Origin of the sequence: Nocardia vaccinii NBRC 15922 (assembly GCF_001613305.1) — a bacterium.
Taxonomy (GTDB): domain Bacteria; phylum Actinomycetota; class Actinomycetes; order Mycobacteriales; family Mycobacteriaceae; genus Nocardia; species Nocardia vaccinii.
On record NZ_BDCC01000091.1, the window covers coordinates 1 to 21,361 of the forward strand.

Below are 21,361 nucleotides of genomic sequence, written 5' to 3' on the forward strand. Positions count from 1 at the left end.
AGGGGCTTGCCGACGACGGTCGGGCCGCAGGTGGGGGAAGTTGCTGAAAGCCTCCCCATGCGACACTTGGTTCTATATAATCTAAAATCGATTAATAAAGGAAGGTGGAGTCGATGGAGGGACCCTTCGACGTCAGTCGAATGAACCGAGGTCCGGACGGCCTCATGCACTACGAGAACTTCGGGTCTTCGCTGGTTGAAGTCTTGCAACGTGCCGTTCGTGATCGGCCGGACCGAGAGGCGGTTGTCGAGATCGATGGAGAGCGGCTGCGTTATTCGGAGCTTTGGGATCGTGCTGGTCGGCTGGCGGGAGGGTTGCGTGAACGCGGTGTGCGTTGCGGCGACCGGGTTGCGATCAATCTGCCGAACGGAGTCGCGTGGATTGTTGCCTACCTGGGCGCGATCTTGGCTGGAGCGATCGTCGTGCCGGTCAACACCCGCTTCTCGAAGCTGGAAGCCGCGTATGTGGTGACGGACAGTGGTGCGGCCGTAGTGATCGACGACGCGTCGGATCTCCCTTCGGGGCCACACACAGTCACCCCGGCGGATTCCACGACCGTGGCTGCGATCTTCTATACCTCCGGCACCACCGGTCGCCCGAAGGGGGCGATGCTGACGCACGAGGCGGTCCTCACGAACTCGGAGAACACCCGCCGATTCATGGCAGCCGACATGGGCGACGAGGAACTGGCCGATTTGCGCACATTGATTGCGGTGCCGCTGTTTCACGCCACCGGTTGCCACATGCAGCTGGTCACCAGCATATTCCTGCGGGGCACTGCGGTCATCATGTCGCGGTTCGATCCGGCTGGATTCCTGGCCACGGTCGAGCGAGAACGTATCAATACGACGGTGTCCGCACCGGCGATCTACGCGATGGTGATGGACCACCCCGACTTCGAGCGCACTGACCTGTCCTCGTTGCGCAGCCTCTATTACGGCGGCGCGCCTACCACCCCGGCGCAAGTGCGCCGGATGAAGAAGATGTTCCCCGCGGTACGTGTTGGCAACGGCTTCGGTCTCACCGAAGTCACTGGAGTGCTGACGTTGCTGCCACATGACGAGGCCGAGGATTACACCGAATCGGTCGGCTACGCCATGCCCTGCAACGAGTTGCGCATCGATCGATCCGACGACGACAGCAATTCCGGTGAACTGCTGGCCCGTGGGCCGAACGTCATGGTCGGATATTGGAACAACCCGCAGGCGACGGCCGCGACGATCGTCGATGGATGGTTGCGCACGGGCGATATCGCCACGATCGATGAGGCCGGACGGGTGTACATCGTCGACCGTGCCAAGGACATGATCAACCGCGGCGGGGAGAACGTCTACTCGTCAGAGGTCGAGAACGCGCTGGCCGCAGTCGAGGGCGTCGCAGAAGTGGCTGTCGTCGGCGTCCCCGATCCGACCTTCGGTGAAAGGGTTGGGGCGCTGATAGTCGAGCGTGAAGGGGTGGCGCTGGACCCGGAACGGATCGTCACCGAGGTGCAGGTGAACCTGGCGGACTTCAAGGTTCCGGAGTACATCATCGTGCACGATCGGCCGTTGCCACGTAACGCCGCCGGCAAGGTCCTGAAACGTCAGGTACGCGAACTCGACTGGTCGGACGTGCCGCGCATCCGACGCACACGCGCAAAATAACAGGAGTAGAAGGTATGAGCAGTCTCGACAATTTCCAGAGCCGGGTGGTTGTCACCGGTCTCGACGCGGACGGTCGCTCGGCGGTGCTGTCCGACTCGGCGACCGGCACCCGTGCACCGACGCCGGTCGCCACACTCAACGACGTCTGGCAGGCTGATGCTCTCCCGACACGTGTCCTCGCGGACAGCACACTCAATGGCGCCTTCGATCTGGCCCCACCTGCCGCCGGTGTCAAGGTCACCGTGTGTGCACTGCCGCCCGACGATGAATGGAAGGGCAGCGCGGAGTACGAAGCCGCGCTGGCTGCCGTCGGAGCGGGTTCCTCGGCGCGTGACAATGCCGAGGTCGACGGGTTCCACGAAACAGACACTGTTGATGTGATCACTATGGTTTCGGGTGAGATCGTCGCGGTGCTCGAAACAGTCGAAGTAGTTCTGCGACAGGGCGATACATTTGTCCAGCGCGGTACGAAGCATGCCTGGAGCAATCGGTCCGATGGCCCCGCGATCTTCGTGATGACAATGATTCCGGCCGTCCGAGGGACTGAGGTAGAAGGGTCGTGACGAATTCGACGGAGGTTCGGAACAGTTGGCCTGGGCTGGAGCCGGAGTGGGTGCCGGCCTTCGAGTGGGTCGAGGCGACGACTGCCGGGCGGATACGGTCGTGGCGGAGGCAGGCGCGTTGGCGCCCCGCCTTCTTCTTCGACGTCGAACTTCCCGACGGCGAGGTCAAAGCTCTGTATCTGCGTTGTCAGCGTGAGGAGTCGCTGCCGTGGACCCGCACCTTGTCGGTGGAGCGCGAGTACCGCATCATGCGGGTCTTGCAGGATGAGGGCGTACTCGTTCCCCACGTGTATGGATTCTGCCCGGCCCCGGAGGGCATACTCATGGACGCCGTGGCGGGCCGTGACCGTTTCGATGACCGGGACCCGCAGCCTGTCCGTGACAGTGTGCTCGAGCACTACATCGATGCGCTCGCGAAGGCTCATTCCATTCCGCCGGAAAAATTTACCGCGATCGGTCTGCGTCGGCCCGAGGATGCCGAAGAGATCGGCTTGATGGGTTTCCAGGTGTCGGAGAAGTGGTACCGCTCCGTGAAACCCGGACCGGACCCGGTCAACGAGTTCATCGTGAGCTGGATCCATCGCAACGTGCCTGTCGGCCGAAGCCAGGTACGTTGGATCCATTTCGACGCTGGGCAATTCCTGCACCACGAAGGCGCGGTTACGGCCCTGATGGACGTGGAGTTCTCCTGTCTCGGCGATCCTCTGGCCGATCTCGGTGCCATGCGAATGAGGGACACGGCGCAACCGATCGGCGATCTGCTGCATGCCTATCGGCACTACCAGAAGATCACCGGTGAGCCGGTCGACCGGCATGTGGTGAACTTTCACGCCGTACGGTTCGCACTATTGACAGCACTGCTGTCCGCCGGGGCGCGAGCCGATCCCGAGCCGGGTTTCGATCTGGCGCAATGGGAATCGTGGTCGGTCATGTCCCAGATCCTCTGTCTGGAGATAATCGCGGAGGAAGCGGGCGTCGAACTGGTCGATGACCCGACTCCTTTGGCCCGTGGCGCCAGTCGTCGCCGGCCATGGCTGCTGTCCACCGAGCGTGTGCTCACCGACGTCCTTGCCGAACTGCCAGAAGACGACCACCTTGCCTTCCGGCTTCGGATTGCCCGGGACATGGCTCTCGCGGGGTGTAACGCCGATGCGCTGGCCGGAGACGTCGAACGGCGAGACCTGGATGAAGCAGCCGAGTTGGTCGGTCGGCGCCCGAGGGATTGGCAGGAAGCGGATCGCCTGCTCGAGGAATTTATTCTGCAGGCCGGGCCCGATCGCGAAGCCGAGCTTGTCCGGGCGCTCTACCGCAGACTGCGCAGACAACAGGCACTGCTCGACCCGGCGATGCGCGATGTGCGCGGATTCGTAGTCCAGCGTGTGGACTGGGCGCAGCTCGATCAATAGAGGGATGGAGACAGGAATGGATGAAACTCTTTCGGGGGCACTGCTTCTCGGTGACGAGGAGATCTTCTCCGCGACCCGTCGTTGTATCGAGGCGTGGAATTCACTGGACTTGGAAGCGGTCCTGGCCACGTACTCCGACGACGTCGTCTATCAGGATCCCGGTAGCGGCGGGCGAATCATAGGAAAGGAGAACTTGCGCCGATACCTTCGACGTTTCCTGGAGATCTGGGATATGCAGTTCGACGTTACCGAGGATCGCAGGATCTCCGGCGATAACGCGCAAGTGTGCCTGTGGAATGTGACCGTTCGCCGGCGAGGTGACTCGAAGTCAGCCGTCGCTACCTCGGGTATGGATATCATTCACGTCAATACCAGTGGTGAACTGTCGCGTGACGAGGCGTTCATCGACCGCGCACCGCTTCTCGCCTTGAATCGCCCCTGACTCTCCACTCGTCATTTCCGAGTGAATGTGTCAGACTGGTTGACCCTTGTCAGATAGTAAAACTACGCTGCCGATCAGCATGATGAGTGATGTTTATCGCAAAGCAGTTTCGGAAAACGTAGAGCTACATGCCAAGGGCCACCCAGACGGCTTGGCGGCCGGTGGCGTGAGGGTGAACACGTTGCGATTGCGGACGTACTTGACGCGGGGGTAAGACGGGATTGCTCCCGAGACCGGCTCGAGCACACGGTTCGTACACGTTGACGTCACATTGCCCGACCGTCGGCGCTGTGCGTGGCCTATACCGAGAGTTCCTTCGGCGGGCCGTCGGTGTTCGTGGACAACCTCGGCACCCTGTACCGCGGTGGCCCACATGAATCTGGACGAATGGCGTGCGCACTCAGTATCGACCTCGACGGAGCAATTCACGGACTCCAGGCGGTATTTCTCCATGAGCCCGGCCGGTGGCGGGCGCCCGGAGTCCTGGGATTCGGGTGAACCTCTGCGCACCCGCGTTCACATCCGTCCGCCGCCTCTCGATGACATTCCTCAGGAGGCCGTAAACGGTCGATTGGTTGTACCGCGCATCGCCGAACCCGAGGAATATCAACCCGCGTCGAGGTGAGTGGAGAAGTGCTCGCAACGCTGCGCGGACGATGTTGGAGTCAGGATCCCGAAACCTGTATGGCGGCTCGCTTCGTGTAGCCCCGGCTTCATGCCGGGGCGCCGTCGATCAGCTGGAAGTTCTTCGCGGGTTACGGCATGGTATATCCGCCGCTGACTGAGAACACCTGACCGGTGACTTGCCGTGCTGCCGCATCGGATGAGATCCAGACGACTGCGTTGGCGATATCCGCCGCATCGGTGAGGCGCCGAAGTGGAATGTCCTTGCGTAGAAATTCGATCTGCTTCTCGTTGAAAACCGAATCCTCGCCAACTGCCCACAGACTGTCCTTGCCGACGGCATCCGGCCCCTCGGGGATGACGAGCCCGGGGCAGATGACGTTCGAGCGAATGCCGTGCCGGCCGTGCTCACGTGCGGTGGTGCGAGCCAATGCGATAACGGCGGCTTTAGTGGCGCCGTACACGCCTTGGCGGATCTGCCCGAATGCGGCGTCACTGGCGATGAAAACCATCGCTCCTTGACCGGCCTCTCGCATCACCGGCAGAGCAGCCTGGGTGGCCGCGATGGCTGTGTAGAGGTTGACCTCCACGGTGCGCTGCCACTTCGCGCGATCGGTGTCCTCAGCGATGAAGCCCGGCACACTCCATCCAGCGTTGTTGACCAGCACATCCAGGCCGCCCCAGTTTCGGACAGCTCGGTCGACGGCTACCTGCGCAACGCCTTCGGTTGTCAGGTCACCTGCGGTGACCTCGACAGCTGTAGCGCCGAGGTCCAGTGCTTCGCTTCGCACCTTCTCCGCTTGGGGCCCGTCGATGTCGCTGATCACGATGCGCGCACCCTCACGTGCGAAGCCGTGCACGATGCCGCGGCCGATATTGGAGCCGCCGCCGGTGACGAGCACCCGAGCGTTGTGCAGCTGCAGATCCATACGGGTCAACTCCTTCGTAGACGATCGTGATCAGAGTAATTTATTTTCGATTAAAAATCGAGGGAGCGCTCTGCTTCGAGTCACGGCCGGGGAGGGGGTTCGTCCAGCGGCCGCCGAGAAGTGCTCGACACGTTGCAGCCGCTCCGGCCCGCAGTGCGTATCGATGGCGACCCGCCGAAAACGATGACTGCCTCGTCCAGTTCGAGACAGTCATCGAGAGTGCCGGAGCGTCGGTGGAATGCCCTGCGACGCTACGTTTTCGCCCAGTGGTCAGGGCAGCTTCGGCAGGGTCAACCGATCCATGAAGGCGTGATCGCGTGACAGTTGGTCGCCACGTACGTGGATCATGTCCATGCCGCGTTGGACGACGGCCGGCCCTGAGCCGTTACGCGGGGTGATTTCGACGTCCCATACGCATACCTGCGCATTCGCGCCAGCAATTCGGCGGTCCTCGACAACGCGAAACTGCATATCCCATACCTCGAAGAACTTCCGGAGGTATCGGCGCAGATCGTCCTTGCCCTTGATTGCCCCTCGTGTTGCGGGGTCCCGGTAATCTACGTCATCGGTATAGGTCGCCAGGGTCTTCTCTACGTCGAGCGTGTTCCATGCCTCGATGCAACGCAACGTCGCGCCAAAGATTTCCTCGTCGCTGAGCAACGACTCGGTGACGGCAGGATCTGACATAAAATTCTCCTTCTCATTGGGTGCACGAACGCTTACGTGGTCGCGTTCTCTCGGTTCCATTCAAGTCGGTCGGGGTTTTCTCGGAATTTCCTCGCAAGTTCGCGTTTTTGAATCTTTCCGGTCGACCCGACCGGGAGTTCATCTACAAATTCCACGTGCCGGGGTACCTCCCACAGGCCGACGTGACTGCGACAAAATTCCACCAGCTCGTCCGGCGCCGGACAACGCCCCGGCGTAGGAACGACTACCGCGACAACTGCCTCGCCCCACCGGGGATGGGCTGCCCCGACCACGGCTACTTCATCGACACCGGGGTGGCTTGCCAATACATTCTCGACTACGGCCGGATAAACGTTGTAGCCTCCCGATATGATCATGAAGTTTTTGCGGTCCGTGAGGTGTATTCGGCCGTTCTCATCCTGATAGCCCATGTCGCCCATGTGGAACCAGCCGTTGCGGAACGCCTCGGCCGTCGCTTCCGGCATGTTGTGATAATGGTCGATGACAGGTCCTCGTACGCAGATTTCACCGGTGGTGCCTTGTACTGCGGGGTGATCCTGGTCGTCGTGAATCTCCACGTCGACATGGAGCAGCGGACGGCCTACCGGCGCCGGACCGTCAGCTTCGAGGTTCCCCAGTAAGTCGCGTTCCATCACGATTGCGCCTGTTGCTTCGGTGGAGCCATACCAGTTCTGGAATGTGCAATCGAATGTCTCGTGTGCTCGCTCCACGATTGCGGGGACAACCGGGCTTCCCAGCAGTACGACTGTGCGTAGCGACGGGAGGTGTCGGCGCTGTGCGCGACACTTCTGCTCGATTGCATTGAGCATTGTAGGCACGCAGAACATCACGGTGACGCCGCGCCGCTCGACGGTCTCGATTGTTTCCTCGGCGTTGAACAGCCCCGGAAGAACGGTGGTAGCGCCACTGGACATCCCGTATGTGTGGATAAAGATCGGGAAGCCCGAGCCTGGAAGGTTGTTCAAGATGACGTCGTCGGAAGTGAATCCGGCGGAGTATGGGGACGTAACGATTTGAGTCGCCGCTCCCACTTGTGTCAGCACTGCCCCTTTGGGCATGCCGGTCGAGCCGGATGTGTATGAAATAGCCACCGGCGAGCGTGGTTCCAGAACGGGTTCAGCGTAATCAGGTTCGTGGCTGGCTATGATCTCCTCGAGATCGTATTCGAGGCCGTGCGTTTGTCCGTAGCCGACAAGGATCCTGCCGACTGCTGTCCAGTCTTCGAGATGGTCTGCCAAGGTGTCGACGAAATTGTCCTGGATCAGGATCAGCTTCAGATCGGCATCCTCGACGATGTGGTTCACCTCGCGTGGAGAATAACGCCAGTTGATCCCGACCCGAACCATTCCGCCGCGGAAGCATGCGTGCCAATGATCGATCATCTCGATGTGGTCCTGAGAAATGATTCCCACTCGTTGGCCGGCCTCGATGCCCAGGTCTTGGAACCCGCGCGCCAACCGGCATGCTCGCTGATGGATCTCGGCCCAGGTCCGTGTGCGCTGCCCCTCGGCATACGCCAAGTCATCGCCGCGAACGCGAGCCAGTCTGGCTGCGGTTTCGCGTAGGTAGCTCGTCATCGAGTGAACGCCTCTCCTGGAATCTGCCGCTGGGCCTTGACTCCAGAAGGAGCTGGCGGATGGCGGTGCGCGGCTGAATGGATAAGACGCTACAGAGTTCTCCTTGAGAACTCAATAGTTCTCGATGGGAACTTAGCTGCTAAAAGCTCTAAATTACATCGATGGGTCGTTCCGTGGCATGAGGCGCATTGCGGAGACTACGATCTCGCGCCCGCATGCATCGCAGCACAGATGTGGGTGCGTGGCGTTGCCGCAGTCGGTGTGTATCAGCGCCCAGTCGTGGTCGTTCTCGGAGTCCAGGAACTGCTCACCCCACTGCTGAATCGCGAGGAAGATGGGGTACATCGCCCGGCCCTTCTCGGTGAGGCGGTACTCGTAGCGGTCAGGCTTGGACTGGTAGATCTGTCGGCGCAGGATCCCTTGGTCGACCAGTGAGGCGAGACGCTTTGTGAGCACGTTTCGGGAGATGCCCAAGTTGTGCTGGTAGTCGTCGAATCGATTGACGCCGAAGTATGTCTCGACCAGCAGTGCGAATGCCCAACGGTCGCTGAGGATCTCCAGGGTGTCCATGACGGCGGTCGACCTCTTCAGTAGCCGAGAACCGTCCCGCGCTCGCTCGGGATACACGGCGCAACTATACCTGCGTGTAGGTGGCCGAATTGAATGTAGGGGCCGTCTGACCTTGATATTTCTCGTGGCTGATGTGCTTGCTGGCCGGGTCGGGGGCGGTGTTGGGGTGGGGTGGTCGATCAGGTTCGGTGGACCAAGGGGCGCTCGATACGCAGTCACCCTGTCACCAGCTTTCGCCATCGTGGGTGGCTTCCGCGTCATGAAATGCCTTGTGGCGCTTCGGGTGGGGCTAACGGACGGGTCGCCGCACCCTGTGCTTCACGGCCCTCGAGCCGGCCGTCGCGCCAAGTGACCCTTGACACGTTTCTAATTTAACCTAAGAATGAAACTGCACCCTACCGATCGGTCGGCTGTGCAGATGAGAGCATAGATTTCGGCGACCAAGCATCCCACCAGCCTCTTCGGTACCGAGCGTCTCCATCGACCCGTTCGTTGCGGCAGTCGAGTCGCTTCTCAACCACGAAGGTGATCCTCTTGCAAGATCAGCACCGTCACACGCGTCCCTGCGATTGAACGCGAGCTTCCTGATCTGGACTGGTATTTCGCATTCGCCTACTGGTGAGGGGCGGTGGGTCTCGAAAGCATCTACGGCCGGACGGTTGCGGGGAACGCGGAATCCACAACCTTCACGCGGCATCGCTGAGAACTGTGGCCTCGGGTTCTTCGAGCATCGCCGAGTAGGCGATGAGGCTACGTTGAGACCCGCTGCGAAGCAGCTCCTCTTTTCCTCGGACATGGTGGTAGAGCGTTGATTTACGGGCGCCGGCCGCCGCGGGGATGTCCGCCATCGATGTTCCGTCATACCCCCTCTGGAGGAAGGGTTCGACAGCGATGTCGACAAGTCGCTCGAGGTCGAGGCTCCTTCGGTTGTGCGAGGGGAGAGGTGTGTAGGGCGCGCGAGCGCTTTTCATCGATAGTCCCGCATGGGCAGTCCGAACTCAGGGAACTCACCGACCATCTCGATCTGTAGGCCACCCCAACCGGTGTCTCCCGTGTCCTCATCGACGATCCGTGCGATGTGCTCGCGGAGCTGATGAATGTCCGGCTGTATTTCGGGAACTGTCACGTCCGTAATCGTGTCACCTTCGATGTGCAGAGAGCCGCGGTTTTCGCCGTGGTAGTGCCCCCGGTAGCCGTTGTACAGGCCCGGCCCCAGGCAACTTGCTGTGTCGCCTACTGGTTCGATGCGAAAATGTCGACGCGAACCATCTGCAAAGCCGCACTCGAAGTGGACTACCTCGACCGCGCCCGACTCGTGGAACCGCGGACGCCATTCCACATTTGTCGCATGAATGCGCCCGAGCTTCGGATCGAGGATCGATGTCGTGTTCTCGTCCTGACGACCTCGGTTGCTCGCGGCGTCCCAATGAGCGAGGTGCAGGGCGGTGGTGCCGGCAACAGTTTCGAGTCTTCCAGGCACCCAGAGCATCCGGAATCGACTGTTTGGCGTGATGCCACTGCTCGCCTTTTCGTCGGTTGCCAGCGGTCCGACGTTTGTCCGTGTGCCCCACGAGTGGTCGCGGATTCCGAAGGAAGCGTTCGCGTCGAGCAGGTACTGCTTTCCATGCACGGTCACCTGGCCATCGACCGCGCCGACCTGGATGTATCGTGTCACGTCCTCGGCGCGTCGGTATCCGCGTCGGATCGAATGGTGCTCGGGCGATGGCTCTGTCGCGCCGATGAACCGCAGATCGAAGGTTACGGGCTGAGCGTCGTTCGGTTCCAGGATTACGCGGACGGCGACGAGGGGCTCGACGACCTCGTATCGAAGGGGGCCGACGATCGTCGTGTGCGGGTCCGGGAACAACCGCCGACTCGCGCGGACGTTGTATTGCGCTTTGCCTATTGATACGAGTCCGTAGGCGTCCATTACATTGCGATTGAGGTAGCGGCCCAAGCCGAAGGCTACCGCGACGTCTCCGGTGAGGTCCGTTCCGCGGAGGTAGACGCGCTCGCTCCAGGCGGGGTCGGAGGTTGAAACTGATGCGAATGTGTCATGGTGCTGGTGGATCAGCAGCTCGTCAGCGGCCGTCAGTTGTGCCGTCTCGGTCATGCGAATACGCTCCAGGAGTTCAGGTCGTCGGCTGTCGCGACAGCGCGATCGAGCCAGGTCTCGGCCAGCTGGCGACCGCGATCGTCGATGTCGGTGGCACGCAGAATCGTGAGCATGTTGTGGACGCCGTGGAAGACGCCCACTCGAAGCAGGTTTTCGGTAGCGCTCTCGTCGTGGCCGGTTACACCTAGTTCGAGCAGTCTGGTGTGATAGGCGCTCAGCAGTGCGTCCTGGTGCTGCCTGCGCAGGTGAGTTGGCACGGAGGCGCCGAGGAACATCCCAAGATCCCGAGCGGCGAAGCCGGGGGAGAAGGTCTGCCAGTCGACCGCCACCGCGGTGGGTTCATTCTCGGGGAACAGCAGATTGTCGAGGCGGTAGTCGCCGTGAACCAGGCTGGCTGGTCCCCCCATACCCAGAAACCATTCATCGGCGTGGGCTGCGAACAGTTGAACCAGTTCCAAGCCGCGGCCCTCGGCGAGGAGTTGGCCACGTTCGGTGAGGACCTCGACGTTTCTCCGCACCACTCGGCCGTAGAACTCTGCCTCACTCACACGAGTGGGGTGCTCGAATTCCTGCCCGTCCAGGATTCCCTTCAGTCCCCAAGAAGGGCCGTGTAGGCCCGCCAGTTGCGTGCACGCGGCGATCGACCGCTGCGCCGACGTACCGGAAAACTCGTTGCCGGCCGTCGAAGGGACGATGTCCTCGAGTAGCAGAGTGAAGTCATCGCCTGCCGAGCTCACCCATGAGGCAAAGCACCGCGGTGTTCGGATCTCCAGCTTCGGCGCATACCGGCTGTAGAAGATCACTTCAGCTGAGAAGAAGCCGGGACGTCCAGAAAAGCCGAACCCGACCCGGCCAGTGCGCCGGCCGCGCTCACCCGCGGTGGCGTATTTCATCACCAAGCTCGACGGTGCATCGGCTTGCTTGCCGCCCACAAATGCAAGTACCAGCCGCTGAGCCGTGCCGAGCATCCCATTGCCGATCCGGGTCGCTTCGAATCCGGCAATCTCGACCTGGTGTCCGGCGGCAATCAGCGTTTCGGTGAGCCAGTCGTTGGTTACCGCGTCGATCGACGTCGGCACCGCCTGTAGTCTCTGCTGCATCATTCTCCGTTCGTCGACATCGGCATTCGGAGCTGGGGATACTCGCCACCCACGGCAAATGCTGTGACTCGGTAGCGCTGTATCTTCCGGCTCGGCGTCATGGGAAATTCGTCGGCCAGAAAGAAACTCACCGGTACTTTGAAGCGGGCCAGTCGCCGCGCACAGTGTGCGCGCAATTCCTCGGCCGGCGGCGGCTCGGTTGGACGATGTAGGCGAATCACAGCCCCTACCGCCTCGCCCAGGCGTGCGTCGGGCAACCCGACTGCTACGGCCTCGAGCACGGCGGGATGCTCGACGAGGCAGCTTTCGATCTCCGCGGGTGAAATGTTCTCGCCTCCGCGAATGATCATTTCCTTGACGCGGCCCGTGATCCGCAGGTGGCCTCGCTCGTTCACGAACCCGAGGTCGCCGGTTCGAAGCCAACCGTCGCTGTCGATCGCCGCCCTGGTGGACTCGTCATCCCGGTAGTAGCCGAGCATCCGGCCGAAGCCCTTCGCTCGGACTTCCCCGATTTCTCCCGGGGAGACCTCACGCTCGGTCAGGGGATCGACGAGGCGTAGCCGAGTCAGCGGCAGTGGAGCGCCCACGGTTTGGAGTAGATCTTCGTCCGGCGTACCAGGGCGAGCCAGACAGATAACGGCGGACATCTCGGTCTGGCCGTAGACGTTGTGCACGGAGGCTTGGAACAGTTCGCGGGCTTGTTCGAGCAGGACCCGCGGGACGTTCGCAGCACCGGTCGTCACCCACGGTATGACCGGCAGTCGACCGCCGCGTCGGGCTCCCTCCGCGATCAGGTCGTTGAGCATCGTTGTCACCGAGACCAGGTAACTGACGCTTTCGCGTGCGATCTGATCGAGTATCGACGCAGGATCGAAACGATCCACCATGATGATCGTCCCCCCGACCGACAAAGGACCGAGCGTTGAGCAGATACATCCCCCGGTGTGGAAAGCGGGAAGGGCTGAGAGGGCCACTGCCCCTTCGGGCACGTTGAGCGAGGAGAACAGGAAGCGGCCGTTGTTGACCATCGACCGATGCGTCAGGAGTGCTCCCTTCGGCTTTCCGGTGGTGCCGCTGGTGTACTGCAGCATCGCTGGACTGTCCGGATCGACCTCGGGCAAGTCGGTGGGGGTGGCTTGCCATTCGCCCGCGTCCTCGAGCGCGATTACATGACGTAAGTCGGGACATCGAGGTACAGCCTCCGCCACCACCGCTGCTACGTCGTGGCTGCGACTGGTGCTGGTGTGCAGCAGCAGCACTGCTTGTGAGTGCTGAATTGCGTAGATGAGCTCGTCGACGGTGAAGATCGGATTGATCGCCACGAGGGTGACTCCAGCCAAGGCCGCACCCATCTGCACGATCGTCCACTCGATGACGTTCTGCGCCAGAATAGCGACGTGATCGCCGGGATTGGCGTGCTGAAGGATTCCCGCTGCAGCTTTGCGGGCTTGCCGGTCCAATTCGGCGTAGGTGAGCCGAACCTCGTCGCCGTCAGTCGTGGTCTGTCCCACAAGGGCTGTTCGGTCGGGCACCTGGGCTGCCCAATGTTCGAGCAGGCTCCCCACCGTGAAATCCCAGAGGCAAAGATCGGCTGCGCCGTCGCCCACTTCTACCGACATTGATCGGCACCTCCTCATGACCCTTCGCTGGGCGTCAAGCCGAGCAGCAGGCGACCTGCCGTTTGGTCGGGCATATTTAATCAATATTCGAAAAAATCGTCAAGAGGAGGGGTGGGGCCGGTGTGCCGGGTGGCGTCGCGAACCGTGGCCGCTCGTGGCTCGTCGGCGCCCCTGGTTCAGTGTGGTCAGTGTGGAGTTCCCCTGTTCCAGTAGGTGTGGGTGGCCGGTTGGGTGCGCTGACTGGCGTCGGGGTCGATCTCGGTTGCAGGCTCGAAGTATTGACCGATCCATCATTCGAATCTATATTAAATTCAAAGCCTAGTGAGGAGTGTTGACGTGCGAGTTTTCGCCGATATCGAGGAGTTCGCCGCTGCGGCGGGGACCTCTCTGGGAACCAGTGACTGGCTCGTGATCGATCAGAAGCGGATCGACACCTTCGCGGATGCGACCGGTGATCACCAGTGGATCCATGTGGATTCCGAGCGAGCCGCCGAGGGCCCCTTCGGGGGAACCATCGCGCACGGGCTGCTGACGCTATCGCTGTTGCCGGTGCTCAACCATGAGCTGTACTCGATCGAAAAGCTGTCCATGGCAGTGAATTACGGCCTGGACAAGGTTCGGTTCATCTCGCCGGTGCCGGTGGGCTCGCGTGTGCGAGCGACGACGGGCATCGACTCCGTCGACGAGGTTCCTGGCGGTATCCAGGCCAAGATGACGACCACCATCGAGATGGAGGGAGTGCCCAAGCCGGCTTGTGTCGCTCAGTCGATTGCGCGGTTCGTCGCATGAGCGCCCGTCTGCTCGAGGGGAGGGCAGCCGTCGTCACCGGCGCGGCGGGTGGTATCGGTCTGGCAATCGCACGGCTGTTCCATGAGCATGGAGCCGCTGTCGTTCTGGCCGACCTGAATGTCGCCGGCGCGCAGGCTGCAGCCGAATCGGTGGGGGAACGCGCAATCGGGATCGGCTGTGACGTGACGGACGAGAGCTCAGTCCAGGACCTTGTCGACGATACGGTGCGGTGGGCCGGTGGGTTGGACGTATTCGTCAACAACGCCGGGGTCACTCGGGATGCTTCTCTACGCAAGATGACAGTATCGGACTTCGACACCGTCATCTCCGTACATCTTCGTGGCACCTGGCTCGGCCTTCGGGCTGCGTCGGCGGTGATGCGGGACGCCGGCGGCGGAGCCGTCGTCAACATGTCTTCGCTATCCGGAAAGTCCGGCAACCCTGGGCAGACGAACTACAGTGCCGCCAAGGCCGGCATCGTCGGCATGACGAAGGCGAGCGCAAAAGAGCTGGCGCACAAGAACGTACGCGTGAATGCGATCCAGCCGGGCCTGATCCGAACTGCGATGACCGAGGCGATGCCGCCGGAGGTGTTCGCCGAGCGCGAGGCCGCCATTCCGATGAAGCGTGCCGGACATCCACACGAGGTGGCCGGCGCGGCGCTGTTCCTCGCCTCGGATCTGTCCAGCTACATGACAGGCGCCGTGCTGGAAGTCGGAGGGGGGCGGTTGATGTGACCGAATCGCAGGTGCAGCCTGATCATGATGGGCCATCGCCGGATGTCGTATTGACGGACGTGAGTGACGGCATCGGAACCATCACCCTGAACCGGCCCGAACGCATGAACGCGATCACCGTCGAACTCGGTGCCGAGTTGCACCAGGCGCTCATGGAGTGTGCCGCGAAAGCCAGGATTGTCGTCATCCGCGGAAGCGGGGGGAACTTCTGCGCAGGCGGAGATTTTCACGAACTCGAGCGGTTGCGCGAGATCGGCCGCACCGCGATGGAGCCGCTGTTCGCCAATTTCCGGGCCGCCTGCGACTCGATTGCCGAGCTGCCGGTACCGGTGATCTGCGCTGTCGAAGGTTTCGCCACCGCCGGTGGATTCGAGCTCGTACAGGCTGCGGATATCGTGCTCGTCCACGAAAACGCCGTACTGGCCGACATTCATTCGAAATATGGGCAGGTGCCGGGGGGCGGTAGTACGCAGCGTCTTGCACGCCTGGTCGGCAGGCAACGCGCACTGGCGCACATCCTGACCGGGGATCGGTTGACTGCTGATGCGGCGATCGCCTGGGGTCTGGCGTACCGCAAGTACACCGCAGCCGAGTTCGAGGCGGGGGTGCGTAGCTTTGCTGAGCGGCTGGCGACCCGGAACCCGACTGCGTTGGCAAAGACCAAACATCTCGTCTATCGCGGGCTGTGCACGTCACTGGCCGAGGGGCTGGATTTCGAATTAGAAGCGGTCCTCGACCATCTCACGAGCCGGTCCGCAGGTGACGGCATCGACTCGTTCACAGCAGGGAGCAATCGATGACGGAACTGGTTTGTGTCGAGGTCGACGAAAACAACGTTGCACACGTGCGGCTCAACAGCCCTGAGACTTCGAACGGCATGGATGTGCCGTTTCTGAAGGCGCTGCATGCGGCCATTCTTCGGGTCCACGGCGATCCGACGGTCCGCGCTGTCTTGTTGTCCGGTGCGGGCAAGAACTTCTGCGCCGGTGGCAACGTGAAGGTGTTCGCTTCGAAGGGTGAGCAACTTCCGGACTATCTGCGTGAGGCGACCGCGTGGTTGCAGATCGCGGTGTCGGCGCTCACTCAGTTGAACGTCCCTGTGATTGCCTCGGTGCACGGATTCGCCGCGGGTGGTGCTGGTTTCGGGCTCGTGTGTGCCGCGGACTTCGTCATCGCGGCGGATACGGCGAAATTCATGTCGGGTGCGGTGCGGGTCGGAATGGCCCCGGATGCTGGTGTCTCCGTGACATTGACCCAGTTGGTCGGCCTGCGTAAGGCGATGCACATTCTGCTGGCGAACCCGGTCATCGATGCGGCGGAAGCACTGGAGATCGGTCTGTTGACCAAGGTGGTGTCCGAGGGCGGCCTTGCGTCCGAATCTATCTCTTACGCAGCGCAATTCGCGGCCAGCGCACCCAAGGCCATCGCGGCGACCAAACGCCTCGTCTGGGGCGGTGTCGGAGCGACTCTGGCCGAACGATTGCCCGAGGAAGCCCGGACTGTATCCGAACTCTCCGGTACCGCCGACTCCCGAGAAGGACTCGCGGCGGTACTGGAGCGACGTGCACCGCAGTTTCGGGGTGAATGACGTTGAGCAGCAATGAATCACCGGTCTTGACCGAGGACCGCGGCGCGATTCGAATCATCACTCTGAACCGCCCGGATCGCCGCAATGCCATCGACCTGCCACTGCGTTACGCACTGGCTGATCGACTCGAGGAGTCGATGGCCGAGCCGAGCATCCGGGTGATTGTGTTGACCGGCGCGGGCGCCGGGTTCTGTGCAGGCGGGGATATTTCAACGATGCGGCGAATGGGCGAGGCGGAGGCTCGACCCCGCGCTGAGGCGGCGCAGCGTGTGGTGCGTGCCATCTGGCGTGGGAGTAAGCCGGTCATCGCCGCAGTAGAGGGAGCGGCCTTCGGCGCCGGAGTATCTCTGGCTCTGGCATGCGACCGCGTTGTTGCGTCTCGAGATGCGTTGTTCAGCACCGCGTTCACCGGAGTCGGCTTGGCCGGCGATATGGGTATCTTCGCGTCGCTGCCGGCTCGGGTAGGACAGGCCAAGGCTCGTGAACTCATGCTCTTGCCGACGCGGCTGACCGGTCGGGAGGCCGGCGAGATCAAACTCGTCGATGCGGTCGTTGCTGCGGGGACCGCATTGGAGCATGCGTTGTCCGATGCGGAGAGAATGGCGGCCGCGCCGCCTCTCGCGGTCGACGCGCTGAAGCAGATGTTCGCGGCGTGGCCGCGCGACCCCTTCACTGTCTTGGACGTCGAGGTAGACAATCAGGTCGCGCTGTTCGACTCCGAGGATTTCGCCGAGGGCGTCTCGGCATTCCATGAGAAGAGAACCCCCGTTTTTCGGGGTCAGTAGCGGGAGCACATGCCTATGACAGCCGTGAGGTATCGCCGCCTCAGCGAATCCTACTGGGCTGTGGGCGACAGTGCGTCGCTGTCGGAACACACCGTCGGCTCACTTCTCGGCGAGCAGGCCCGGAACCGTCCTGACACCGTGGCCCTGGTCGGTACTCCACATAGTGATGGATCTGCAAACGTTTCACCTACAACACTCTTGCGCCGTTCAAGACCCCTCGGCGCTGGTTTGTCACCGACAACTTGCCTGTGACGCCGGCGGGCAAGGTACAGAAATTCCGGCTGCGCGAGGCGATCCTCGACGGCGATATCAATGAGATCAAGTGAGATTTATATGAGCAGCGTTGAATTCGACGTTCGGCGAAAGCGACTGGCAGAGCGGTTCCCGGAGTGGGAGCCGCTATCCCTCGGCGACTGGTTGCACAAATGCTCCGATCAATTCGGTGAGCGGCCACTGGTCATCACCGACGACCGCACGCTGACCTATGGGGAGACTTCCGATCTGGCCGGCAGGCTCGCCGATGGGCTGGCGGCTTTGGGAGTACGGCCGGGTGACCACGTCGGCGTGCTGATGGCCAACTACCCGGAGTTCGTGCCGGTGAAGTTCGCTGTCGCTCGTGCGGGCGCGGTGGCCGTGCCGTTGAACTTCTTGTACCGCACCGAAGAGTTGGCCTATGTGCTGGACCAGTGCGAGTGCCGGGTTCTCATTACGATGACCGGGTTCGCTGGTCTCGATTACCTCGCGATGCTCGATCAGATCGCCCCGGGGTGGGATGCGCAGGAGCGAGATCGTTCGGTGCTGCCGAATCTGCAGTCGGTCATCCAGCTTTCCACCGACGGGCGTGAACGTTCGGACGTGCTCACGGTCGATGCGTTGGCACGGCTGGGTGAGCAGCATCACGGTGCCACTGCCGAGGTCGAGGTCGCCCCTGACGCAATCGGCGACATCCTCTACACGTCCGGTACGACCGGATCACCGAAGGGAGTGATGGTCACCCATGATGCGGTGTTGCGCACCGGATATGCATCGGCACTGACCCGAGCCTTCGACGATGGCCGCCGAATCCTGTTCTCGTTGCCGTGCTACCACATGTTCGGCTACGTCGAAGGCTTGCTCGCGGCGACCATGGTGGGTGGTGCGGTAATTCTGTTGCCGTCGTTCGACGCCGAGAAGTATCTGGCCGGCATCCAACGTCACCGTGCGGACGACATCTTGTGCGTACCGACCATGACCGTGGCTCTCCTGGAACATCCCGAACGTCATCGCTACGACTTGTCCTCGCTGTCGGCGATCCTGTCCGGCGCGGCACCGGCGCCGGTCTGGTTGTGGGAACGAGTACGGGACGAATTGGGCGCGTCGGAAATCGTCACCGGCTATGGCATGACCGAATGCGGAGGAGCGATGACTCTCACCCTCCCCGAGGATTCGCTCGAGCTCAACGCCACCACGGCCGGTCGGCCGAAAACCGCGGGTGTCGCGGGGATAGACGGTGGTGCGTTGGTCGAATACCGGACAGTCGACCCGGTCACCGCTGATCCGCTTCCCGAAGGCACCGAGGGCGAGCTGGTTTCCCGCGGGCCCACGAGCATGCTCGGATTCTGGGGCAAGCCCGAGGAAACGGCCAAGGGCCTGCGTGAGGGCTGGGTGTTCTCCGGCGACCTCGGCAGAATCCGCCCGGACGGTTATCTGGAGGTGACCGGCCGCAGCAAGGAGCTCTACAAAACCGGCGGCGAGCTGGTGATGCCCAAAGAGATCGAGGAACTGCTCACCGGCCACGCCGAGATCAGCCAGGCGTACCTGATCGGTGTCCCCGACGAGCGGTGGGGCGATGCCGGGTGCGCGTGCATCGTGCGTGCTCCCGAAAGTGACATCACGGCCGAGCAGGTGATCGAGATCTGCAAGGCGAATCTGGCTCGGTTCAAGGTTCCCAAACACGTCGTATTCCTCACGGCCGAGGAACTGCCCACCACCCCCACGGGGAAGGTGCAGAAATTCCGCCTCGTGAACTTCGCGAAAGCACGATTGGAGCAACAGAAATGACGGTGACCACACCTCCCGACGCCGCGCGCGAGCTGGACAGCAAACCGACGGGTGACCCCGGAGCGGTCTGTGAATCGAGCCCGATCGTGAAACAAGCACCGCGAGTGGACTACTCGCGTCTCATCCAGCCACGGCGAGTGCATGGTTCCCTCTACACGGATCCTGCCGTATTCGCCGATGAGCTGGAGCGAGTCTGGTTCGGCGGATGGGTGTTCGTCGGCCACGAGTCCGAGGTCCCACAGCCGAACGACTATGTGCGCAAGAACATCGGTCCACAGGACATCATCATGACCCGCGACCGCGGTGGTGAGGTGCATCTGGTTACCAACCGATGCGCGCACCGCGGCAACCTCGTCTGCGACGAGCCGCGCGGCAACTCCAGCTCGTTCCGCTGCCCGTATCACGGCTGGACCTACAGCAACACCGGTGACATGCTCGGATACCCCTACAACAAGGGGTACGGCGGCAAGGGGAAGCTGAATCTCGGCCTCGGGGTGGTTCCGCGTGTGGAGAGCTACCGCGGCTTCGTGTTCGGCAGCTTCAATTCCGACGTTCCGCCGCTGCTGGAACATCTGGGTGCGGCTGCGGGCGAGATCGACCGGCTGGCCAGGTTGTCTCCCACCGGCAAGGTGCGCTTGGACAACGGATGGTTGCGGCACCGTACACAGGCCAACTGGAAGTTGCTGGCGGAGAACGAGACTGACGGTTATCACCCGCAGTTCGTGCACGGTTCGATCTTCTCGGTGACCGGATCCACCATCGGCCCGCTGTACAGCGACGCTTCGACCGCGGTCACCCGTGCGTTCGGCAACGGGCACAGTGAGAACGATCTGCGACCGGAGTTCCGCAAGTTCGCCGAGCCGATGCGCTGGTTCGGTACGACCGCCGACCGTGTTCCGGAGTACGTGGCCAAGATGCGGGAAGTGCACGGCGAGACGGCCGAGGAGATCATGATCGAGGGCGCCCCGCACGTCATGATCTTCCCCAATCTGTTCATCGCCGAGATCCAGGTGTTCAACATCCAAGCGATCTCTGCGAACGAGTGCATCCAGTTCTCTACCTCGGTGCAGCTGGACGGTGCGGATGAGTTGAACAAGCGCATGCTGTCGCAGTCCATCGGCTCGGTCGGTCCGGCCGGGATGCTGCTTGCCGACGACACGGAAATGTACGAGCGCAATCAGGTCGGTGTCGCGCAGTTGCTTCCGGAATGGCTCGACATTCGTCGCGGGGCCATGCGAGAGACGCTGGACGACAACGGTTTCCAGATCGGTGGCGCGACTGACGAGACCGCGATGCGGGCGTTCTGGCAGCACTACAAAAGCTTGATGGAGGCATGATGACGACAAACACCGCATCGCGTAGCGATTCAGTGAGGGGTGGCGGCCGGGCGACAAGTGGGCCAGACATCGATCTGCGCGAACTCGAGCAGTTCATCTACCGCGAGGCGCGTTTCGCCGATGAACACGATTACGACGCGTGGGAAGCCCTGTGGACCGACGACGCGCTGTATTGGGTGCCCGTCGATGGTGGTGGCTACGACCCGCAACGTCACGTGTCGATCATGTTCGACAACCGGCGTCGCATCTCGACTCGGTTGGAGCAGTTGCGAACCGGCAAGCGGTACGCCCAGTCACCCCCTTCGAATCTGCGCCGAACGATCTCGAACATCGAATTCCTCGGCGCCGAGGGGGGCGACGTCACGCTCGGCGCGAATTTCGTTCTCTACGAGTCGAAGCCGCGGGGTATCCACACCTGGGCTGGTCGGTACACGTACGTGCTGCGGCGCGTGGAGGGGGAGTTGAAGCTCGCCCGTAAGACGGTTTTGTTGGTCAACAGCGCCGAAGCCGTGCCCAGTATGGGCTTCTTGATCTGAGGAGGGGCCACATGGGCGCGGAATCGGTCCCGGGGAATCCGGGTGAGTTCGGCATCGTGCACAGCGAATTCGCCCAGGTAAGGGTCGAGATCGACTATGCAGCGAATGGGCCTCGTCTACGACTGGAAGACCTCAAGTCCGGGCGTGTGAGGTTTCTCGACGCGCTGGAACTCGAGACCATCGTCTGGCTGACAGAAGAGCACTTGCAGCGGCTTCTCGATCCGTCCGCCGACCGCTGGCGTGAGGACTGAG

At 62.2% G+C, this 21,361-nt stretch carries 21 protein-coding genes; 13 read left to right on the forward strand and 8 right to left on the reverse strand.

Features of this window, described 5'->3' with window-relative positions:
• Positions 1 to 113 precede the first annotated feature (113 nt).
• The 4 genes from NV1_RS40025 to NV1_RS40040 are packed head-to-tail and all read left to right on the forward strand — an operon-like array spanning position 114 to position 4,054.
• The gene (locus NV1_RS40025) at positions 114 to 1,643 is read left to right on the forward strand and encodes a class I adenylate-forming enzyme family protein (protein ID WP_067904348.1); all 1,530 of its coding nucleotides are present in this window, start codon (positions 114 to 116) and stop codon (positions 1,641 to 1,643) included.
• A gap of 14 nt (positions 1,644 to 1,657) precedes the next feature.
• Positions 1,658 to 2,206 (forward strand): cupin domain-containing protein, encoded by a 549-nt coding sequence (locus NV1_RS40030; RefSeq protein ID WP_067904351.1) that lies wholly within the window; start codon positions 1,658 to 1,660, stop codon positions 2,204 to 2,206.
• The gene (locus NV1_RS40035; RefSeq protein WP_157117718.1) at positions 2,203 to 3,612 is read left to right on the forward strand and encodes a phosphotransferase; all 1,410 of its coding nucleotides are present in this window, start codon (positions 2,203 to 2,205) and stop codon (positions 3,610 to 3,612) included. The genes NV1_RS40030 and NV1_RS40035 overlap by 4 nt, the downstream gene beginning before the upstream one ends.
• Positions 3,613 to 3,628: 16 nt before the next feature.
• Positions 3,629 to 4,054: a nuclear transport factor 2 family protein gene (locus tag NV1_RS40040; RefSeq protein WP_067904356.1), complete on the forward strand. Its 426-nt coding sequence runs from the start codon at positions 3,629 to 3,631 to the stop codon at positions 4,052 to 4,054.
• Positions 4,055 to 4,809: 755 nt separating this feature from the next.
• On the opposite strand, the gene NV1_RS40045 is transcribed toward NV1_RS40040, so the two are convergent.
• The 8 genes from NV1_RS40045 to NV1_RS40080 form a co-directional block, all read right to left on the reverse strand.
• Positions 4,810 to 5,607 (reverse strand): SDR family NAD(P)-dependent oxidoreductase, encoded by a 798-nt coding sequence (locus NV1_RS40045; RefSeq protein ID WP_067904359.1) that lies wholly within the window; start codon positions 5,605 to 5,607, stop codon positions 4,810 to 4,812.
• Positions 5,608 to 5,877: 270 nt separating this feature from the next.
• A complete protein-coding gene (locus NV1_RS40050; protein ID WP_067904366.1) occupies positions 5,878 to 6,294 on the reverse strand; it encodes a nuclear transport factor 2 family protein in 417 nt (138 codons plus the stop codon).
• A gap of 32 nt (positions 6,295 to 6,326) precedes the next feature.
• Positions 6,327 to 7,892 carry a class I adenylate-forming enzyme family protein gene (locus tag NV1_RS40055; RefSeq protein WP_084526631.1) on the reverse strand — a complete coding sequence of 522 codons (1,566 nt, stop codon included), beginning with the start codon at positions 7,890 to 7,892 and terminating at the stop codon, positions 6,327 to 6,329.
• A 153-nt stretch (positions 7,893 to 8,045) separates the two neighbouring features.
• Positions 8,046 to 8,519: a winged helix-turn-helix transcriptional regulator gene (locus NV1_RS42965; protein WP_169813542.1), complete on the reverse strand. Its 474-nt coding sequence runs from the start codon at positions 8,517 to 8,519 to the stop codon at positions 8,046 to 8,048.
• Between the two features lie 629 nt (positions 8,520 to 9,148).
• Positions 9,149 to 9,433 (reverse strand): helix-turn-helix domain-containing protein, encoded by a 285-nt coding sequence (locus tag NV1_RS46550; RefSeq protein ID WP_067904372.1) that lies wholly within the window; start codon positions 9,431 to 9,433, stop codon positions 9,149 to 9,151.
• Positions 9,430 to 10,575 carry an Rv3169 family protein gene (locus NV1_RS40070; RefSeq protein ID WP_067904375.1) on the reverse strand — a complete coding sequence of 382 codons (1,146 nt, stop codon included), beginning with the start codon at positions 10,573 to 10,575 and terminating at the stop codon, positions 9,430 to 9,432. Before NV1_RS40070 ends, NV1_RS46550 begins: the two co-directional genes overlap by 4 nt.
• Positions 10,572 to 11,657 (reverse strand): phosphotransferase family protein, encoded by a 1,086-nt coding sequence (locus NV1_RS40075; RefSeq protein WP_169813543.1) that lies wholly within the window; start codon positions 11,655 to 11,657, stop codon positions 10,572 to 10,574. Before NV1_RS40075 ends, NV1_RS40070 begins: the two co-directional genes overlap by 4 nt.
• Positions 11,658 to 11,677: 20 nt before the next feature.
• Positions 11,678 to 13,381 carry a class I adenylate-forming enzyme family protein gene (locus NV1_RS40080; RefSeq protein WP_157117719.1) on the reverse strand — a complete coding sequence of 568 codons (1,704 nt, stop codon included), beginning with the start codon at positions 13,379 to 13,381 and terminating at the stop codon, positions 11,678 to 11,680.
• A gap of 252 nt (positions 13,382 to 13,633) precedes the next feature.
• Between NV1_RS40080 and NV1_RS40085 the strand changes: the two genes are divergently transcribed.
• From NV1_RS40085 to NV1_RS40125, 9 genes are all read left to right on the forward strand, one after another.
• Positions 13,634 to 14,086, forward strand: a complete 453-nt coding sequence (locus NV1_RS40085; RefSeq protein WP_067904381.1) for a MaoC family dehydratase — start codon at positions 13,634 to 13,636, stop codon at positions 14,084 to 14,086.
• Entirely contained in the window at positions 14,083 to 14,823 is a 741-nt protein-coding gene (gene fabG, locus NV1_RS40090; protein ID WP_067904383.1) for a 3-oxoacyl-ACP reductase FabG, read from the forward strand. The genes NV1_RS40085 and fabG overlap by 4 nt, the downstream gene beginning before the upstream one ends.
• 59 nt (positions 14,824 to 14,882) lie before the next feature.
• On the forward strand, positions 14,883 to 15,623 hold the full coding sequence (locus tag NV1_RS40095) for an enoyl-CoA hydratase/isomerase family protein (RefSeq protein WP_281181972.1): 741 nt from the start codon (positions 14,883 to 14,885) through the stop codon (positions 15,621 to 15,623).
• Positions 15,620 to 16,411 carry an enoyl-CoA hydratase/isomerase family protein gene (locus NV1_RS40100; protein WP_067904385.1) on the forward strand — a complete coding sequence of 264 codons (792 nt, stop codon included), beginning with the start codon at positions 15,620 to 15,622 and terminating at the stop codon, positions 16,409 to 16,411. The genes NV1_RS40095 and NV1_RS40100 overlap by 4 nt, the downstream gene beginning before the upstream one ends.
• Positions 16,408 to 17,196, forward strand: coding sequence for an enoyl-CoA hydratase/isomerase family protein (locus NV1_RS40105; RefSeq protein WP_067904388.1), 789 nt, complete (start codon positions 16,408 to 16,410; stop codon positions 17,194 to 17,196). The genes NV1_RS40100 and NV1_RS40105 overlap by 4 nt, the downstream gene beginning before the upstream one ends.
• Positions 17,197 to 17,529: 333 nt before the next feature.
• Positions 17,530 to 19,236: a class I adenylate-forming enzyme family protein gene (locus NV1_RS40110; RefSeq protein WP_067904391.1), complete on the forward strand. Its 1,707-nt coding sequence runs from the start codon at positions 17,530 to 17,532 to the stop codon at positions 19,234 to 19,236.
• Between the two features lie 104 nt (positions 19,237 to 19,340).
• Positions 19,341 to 20,573 (forward strand): aromatic ring-hydroxylating oxygenase subunit alpha, encoded by a 1,233-nt coding sequence (locus NV1_RS40115; protein ID WP_245714179.1) that lies wholly within the window; start codon positions 19,341 to 19,343, stop codon positions 20,571 to 20,573.
• Entirely contained in the window at positions 20,573 to 21,109 is a 537-nt protein-coding gene (locus NV1_RS40120) for an aromatic-ring-hydroxylating dioxygenase subunit beta (protein WP_067904394.1), read from the forward strand. The genes NV1_RS40115 and NV1_RS40120 overlap by 1 nt, the downstream gene beginning before the upstream one ends.
• An 11-nt stretch (positions 21,110 to 21,120) precedes the next feature.
• Positions 21,121 to 21,360, forward strand: a complete 240-nt coding sequence (locus tag NV1_RS40125) for a hypothetical protein (RefSeq protein WP_067904403.1) — start codon at positions 21,121 to 21,123, stop codon at positions 21,358 to 21,360.
• Position 21,361 lies beyond the last annotated feature (1 nt).

Bases quoted from the DNA above. Each gene is read 5' to 3' on its own strand.
- NV1_RS40025 (WP_067904348.1), top strand. From the start codon at position 114: ATGGAGGGACCCTTCGACGTCAGTCGAATGAACCGAGGTCCGGACGGC.
- NV1_RS40030 (WP_067904351.1), top strand. From the start codon at position 1,658: ATGAGCAGTCTCGACAATTTCCAGAGCCGGGTGGTTGTCACCGGTCTC.
- NV1_RS40040 (WP_067904356.1), top strand. From the start codon at position 3,629: ATGGATGAAACTCTTTCGGGGGCACTGCTTCTCGGTGACGAGGAGATC.
- NV1_RS40045 (WP_067904359.1), bottom strand. From the start codon at position 5,607: ATGGATCTGCAGCTGCACAACGCTCGGGTGCTCGTCACCGGCGGCGGC.
- NV1_RS40050 (WP_067904366.1), bottom strand. From the start codon at position 6,294: ATGTCAGATCCTGCCGTCACCGAGTCGTTGCTCAGCGACGAGGAAATC.
- NV1_RS40055 (WP_084526631.1), bottom strand. From the start codon at position 7,892: ATGACGAGCTACCTACGCGAAACCGCAGCCAGACTGGCTCGCGTTCGC.
- NV1_RS46550 (WP_067904372.1), bottom strand. From the start codon at position 9,433: ATGAAAAGCGCTCGCGCGCCCTACACACCTCTCCCCTCGCACAACCGA.
- NV1_RS40070 (WP_067904375.1), bottom strand. From the start codon at position 10,575: ATGACCGAGACGGCACAACTGACGGCCGCTGACGAGCTGCTGATCCAC.
- fabG (WP_067904383.1), top strand. From the start codon at position 14,083: ATGAGCGCCCGTCTGCTCGAGGGGAGGGCAGCCGTCGTCACCGGCGCG.
- NV1_RS40100 (WP_067904385.1), top strand. From the start codon at position 15,620: ATGACGGAACTGGTTTGTGTCGAGGTCGACGAAAACAACGTTGCACAC.
- NV1_RS40105 (WP_067904388.1), top strand. From the start codon at position 16,408: ATGACGTTGAGCAGCAATGAATCACCGGTCTTGACCGAGGACCGCGGC.
- NV1_RS40110 (WP_067904391.1), top strand. From the start codon at position 17,530: ATGAGCAGCGTTGAATTCGACGTTCGGCGAAAGCGACTGGCAGAGCGG.
- NV1_RS40120 (WP_067904394.1), top strand. From the start codon at position 20,573: ATGACGACAAACACCGCATCGCGTAGCGATTCAGTGAGGGGTGGCGGC.
- NV1_RS40125 (WP_067904403.1), top strand. From the start codon at position 21,121: ATGGGCGCGGAATCGGTCCCGGGGAATCCGGGTGAGTTCGGCATCGTG.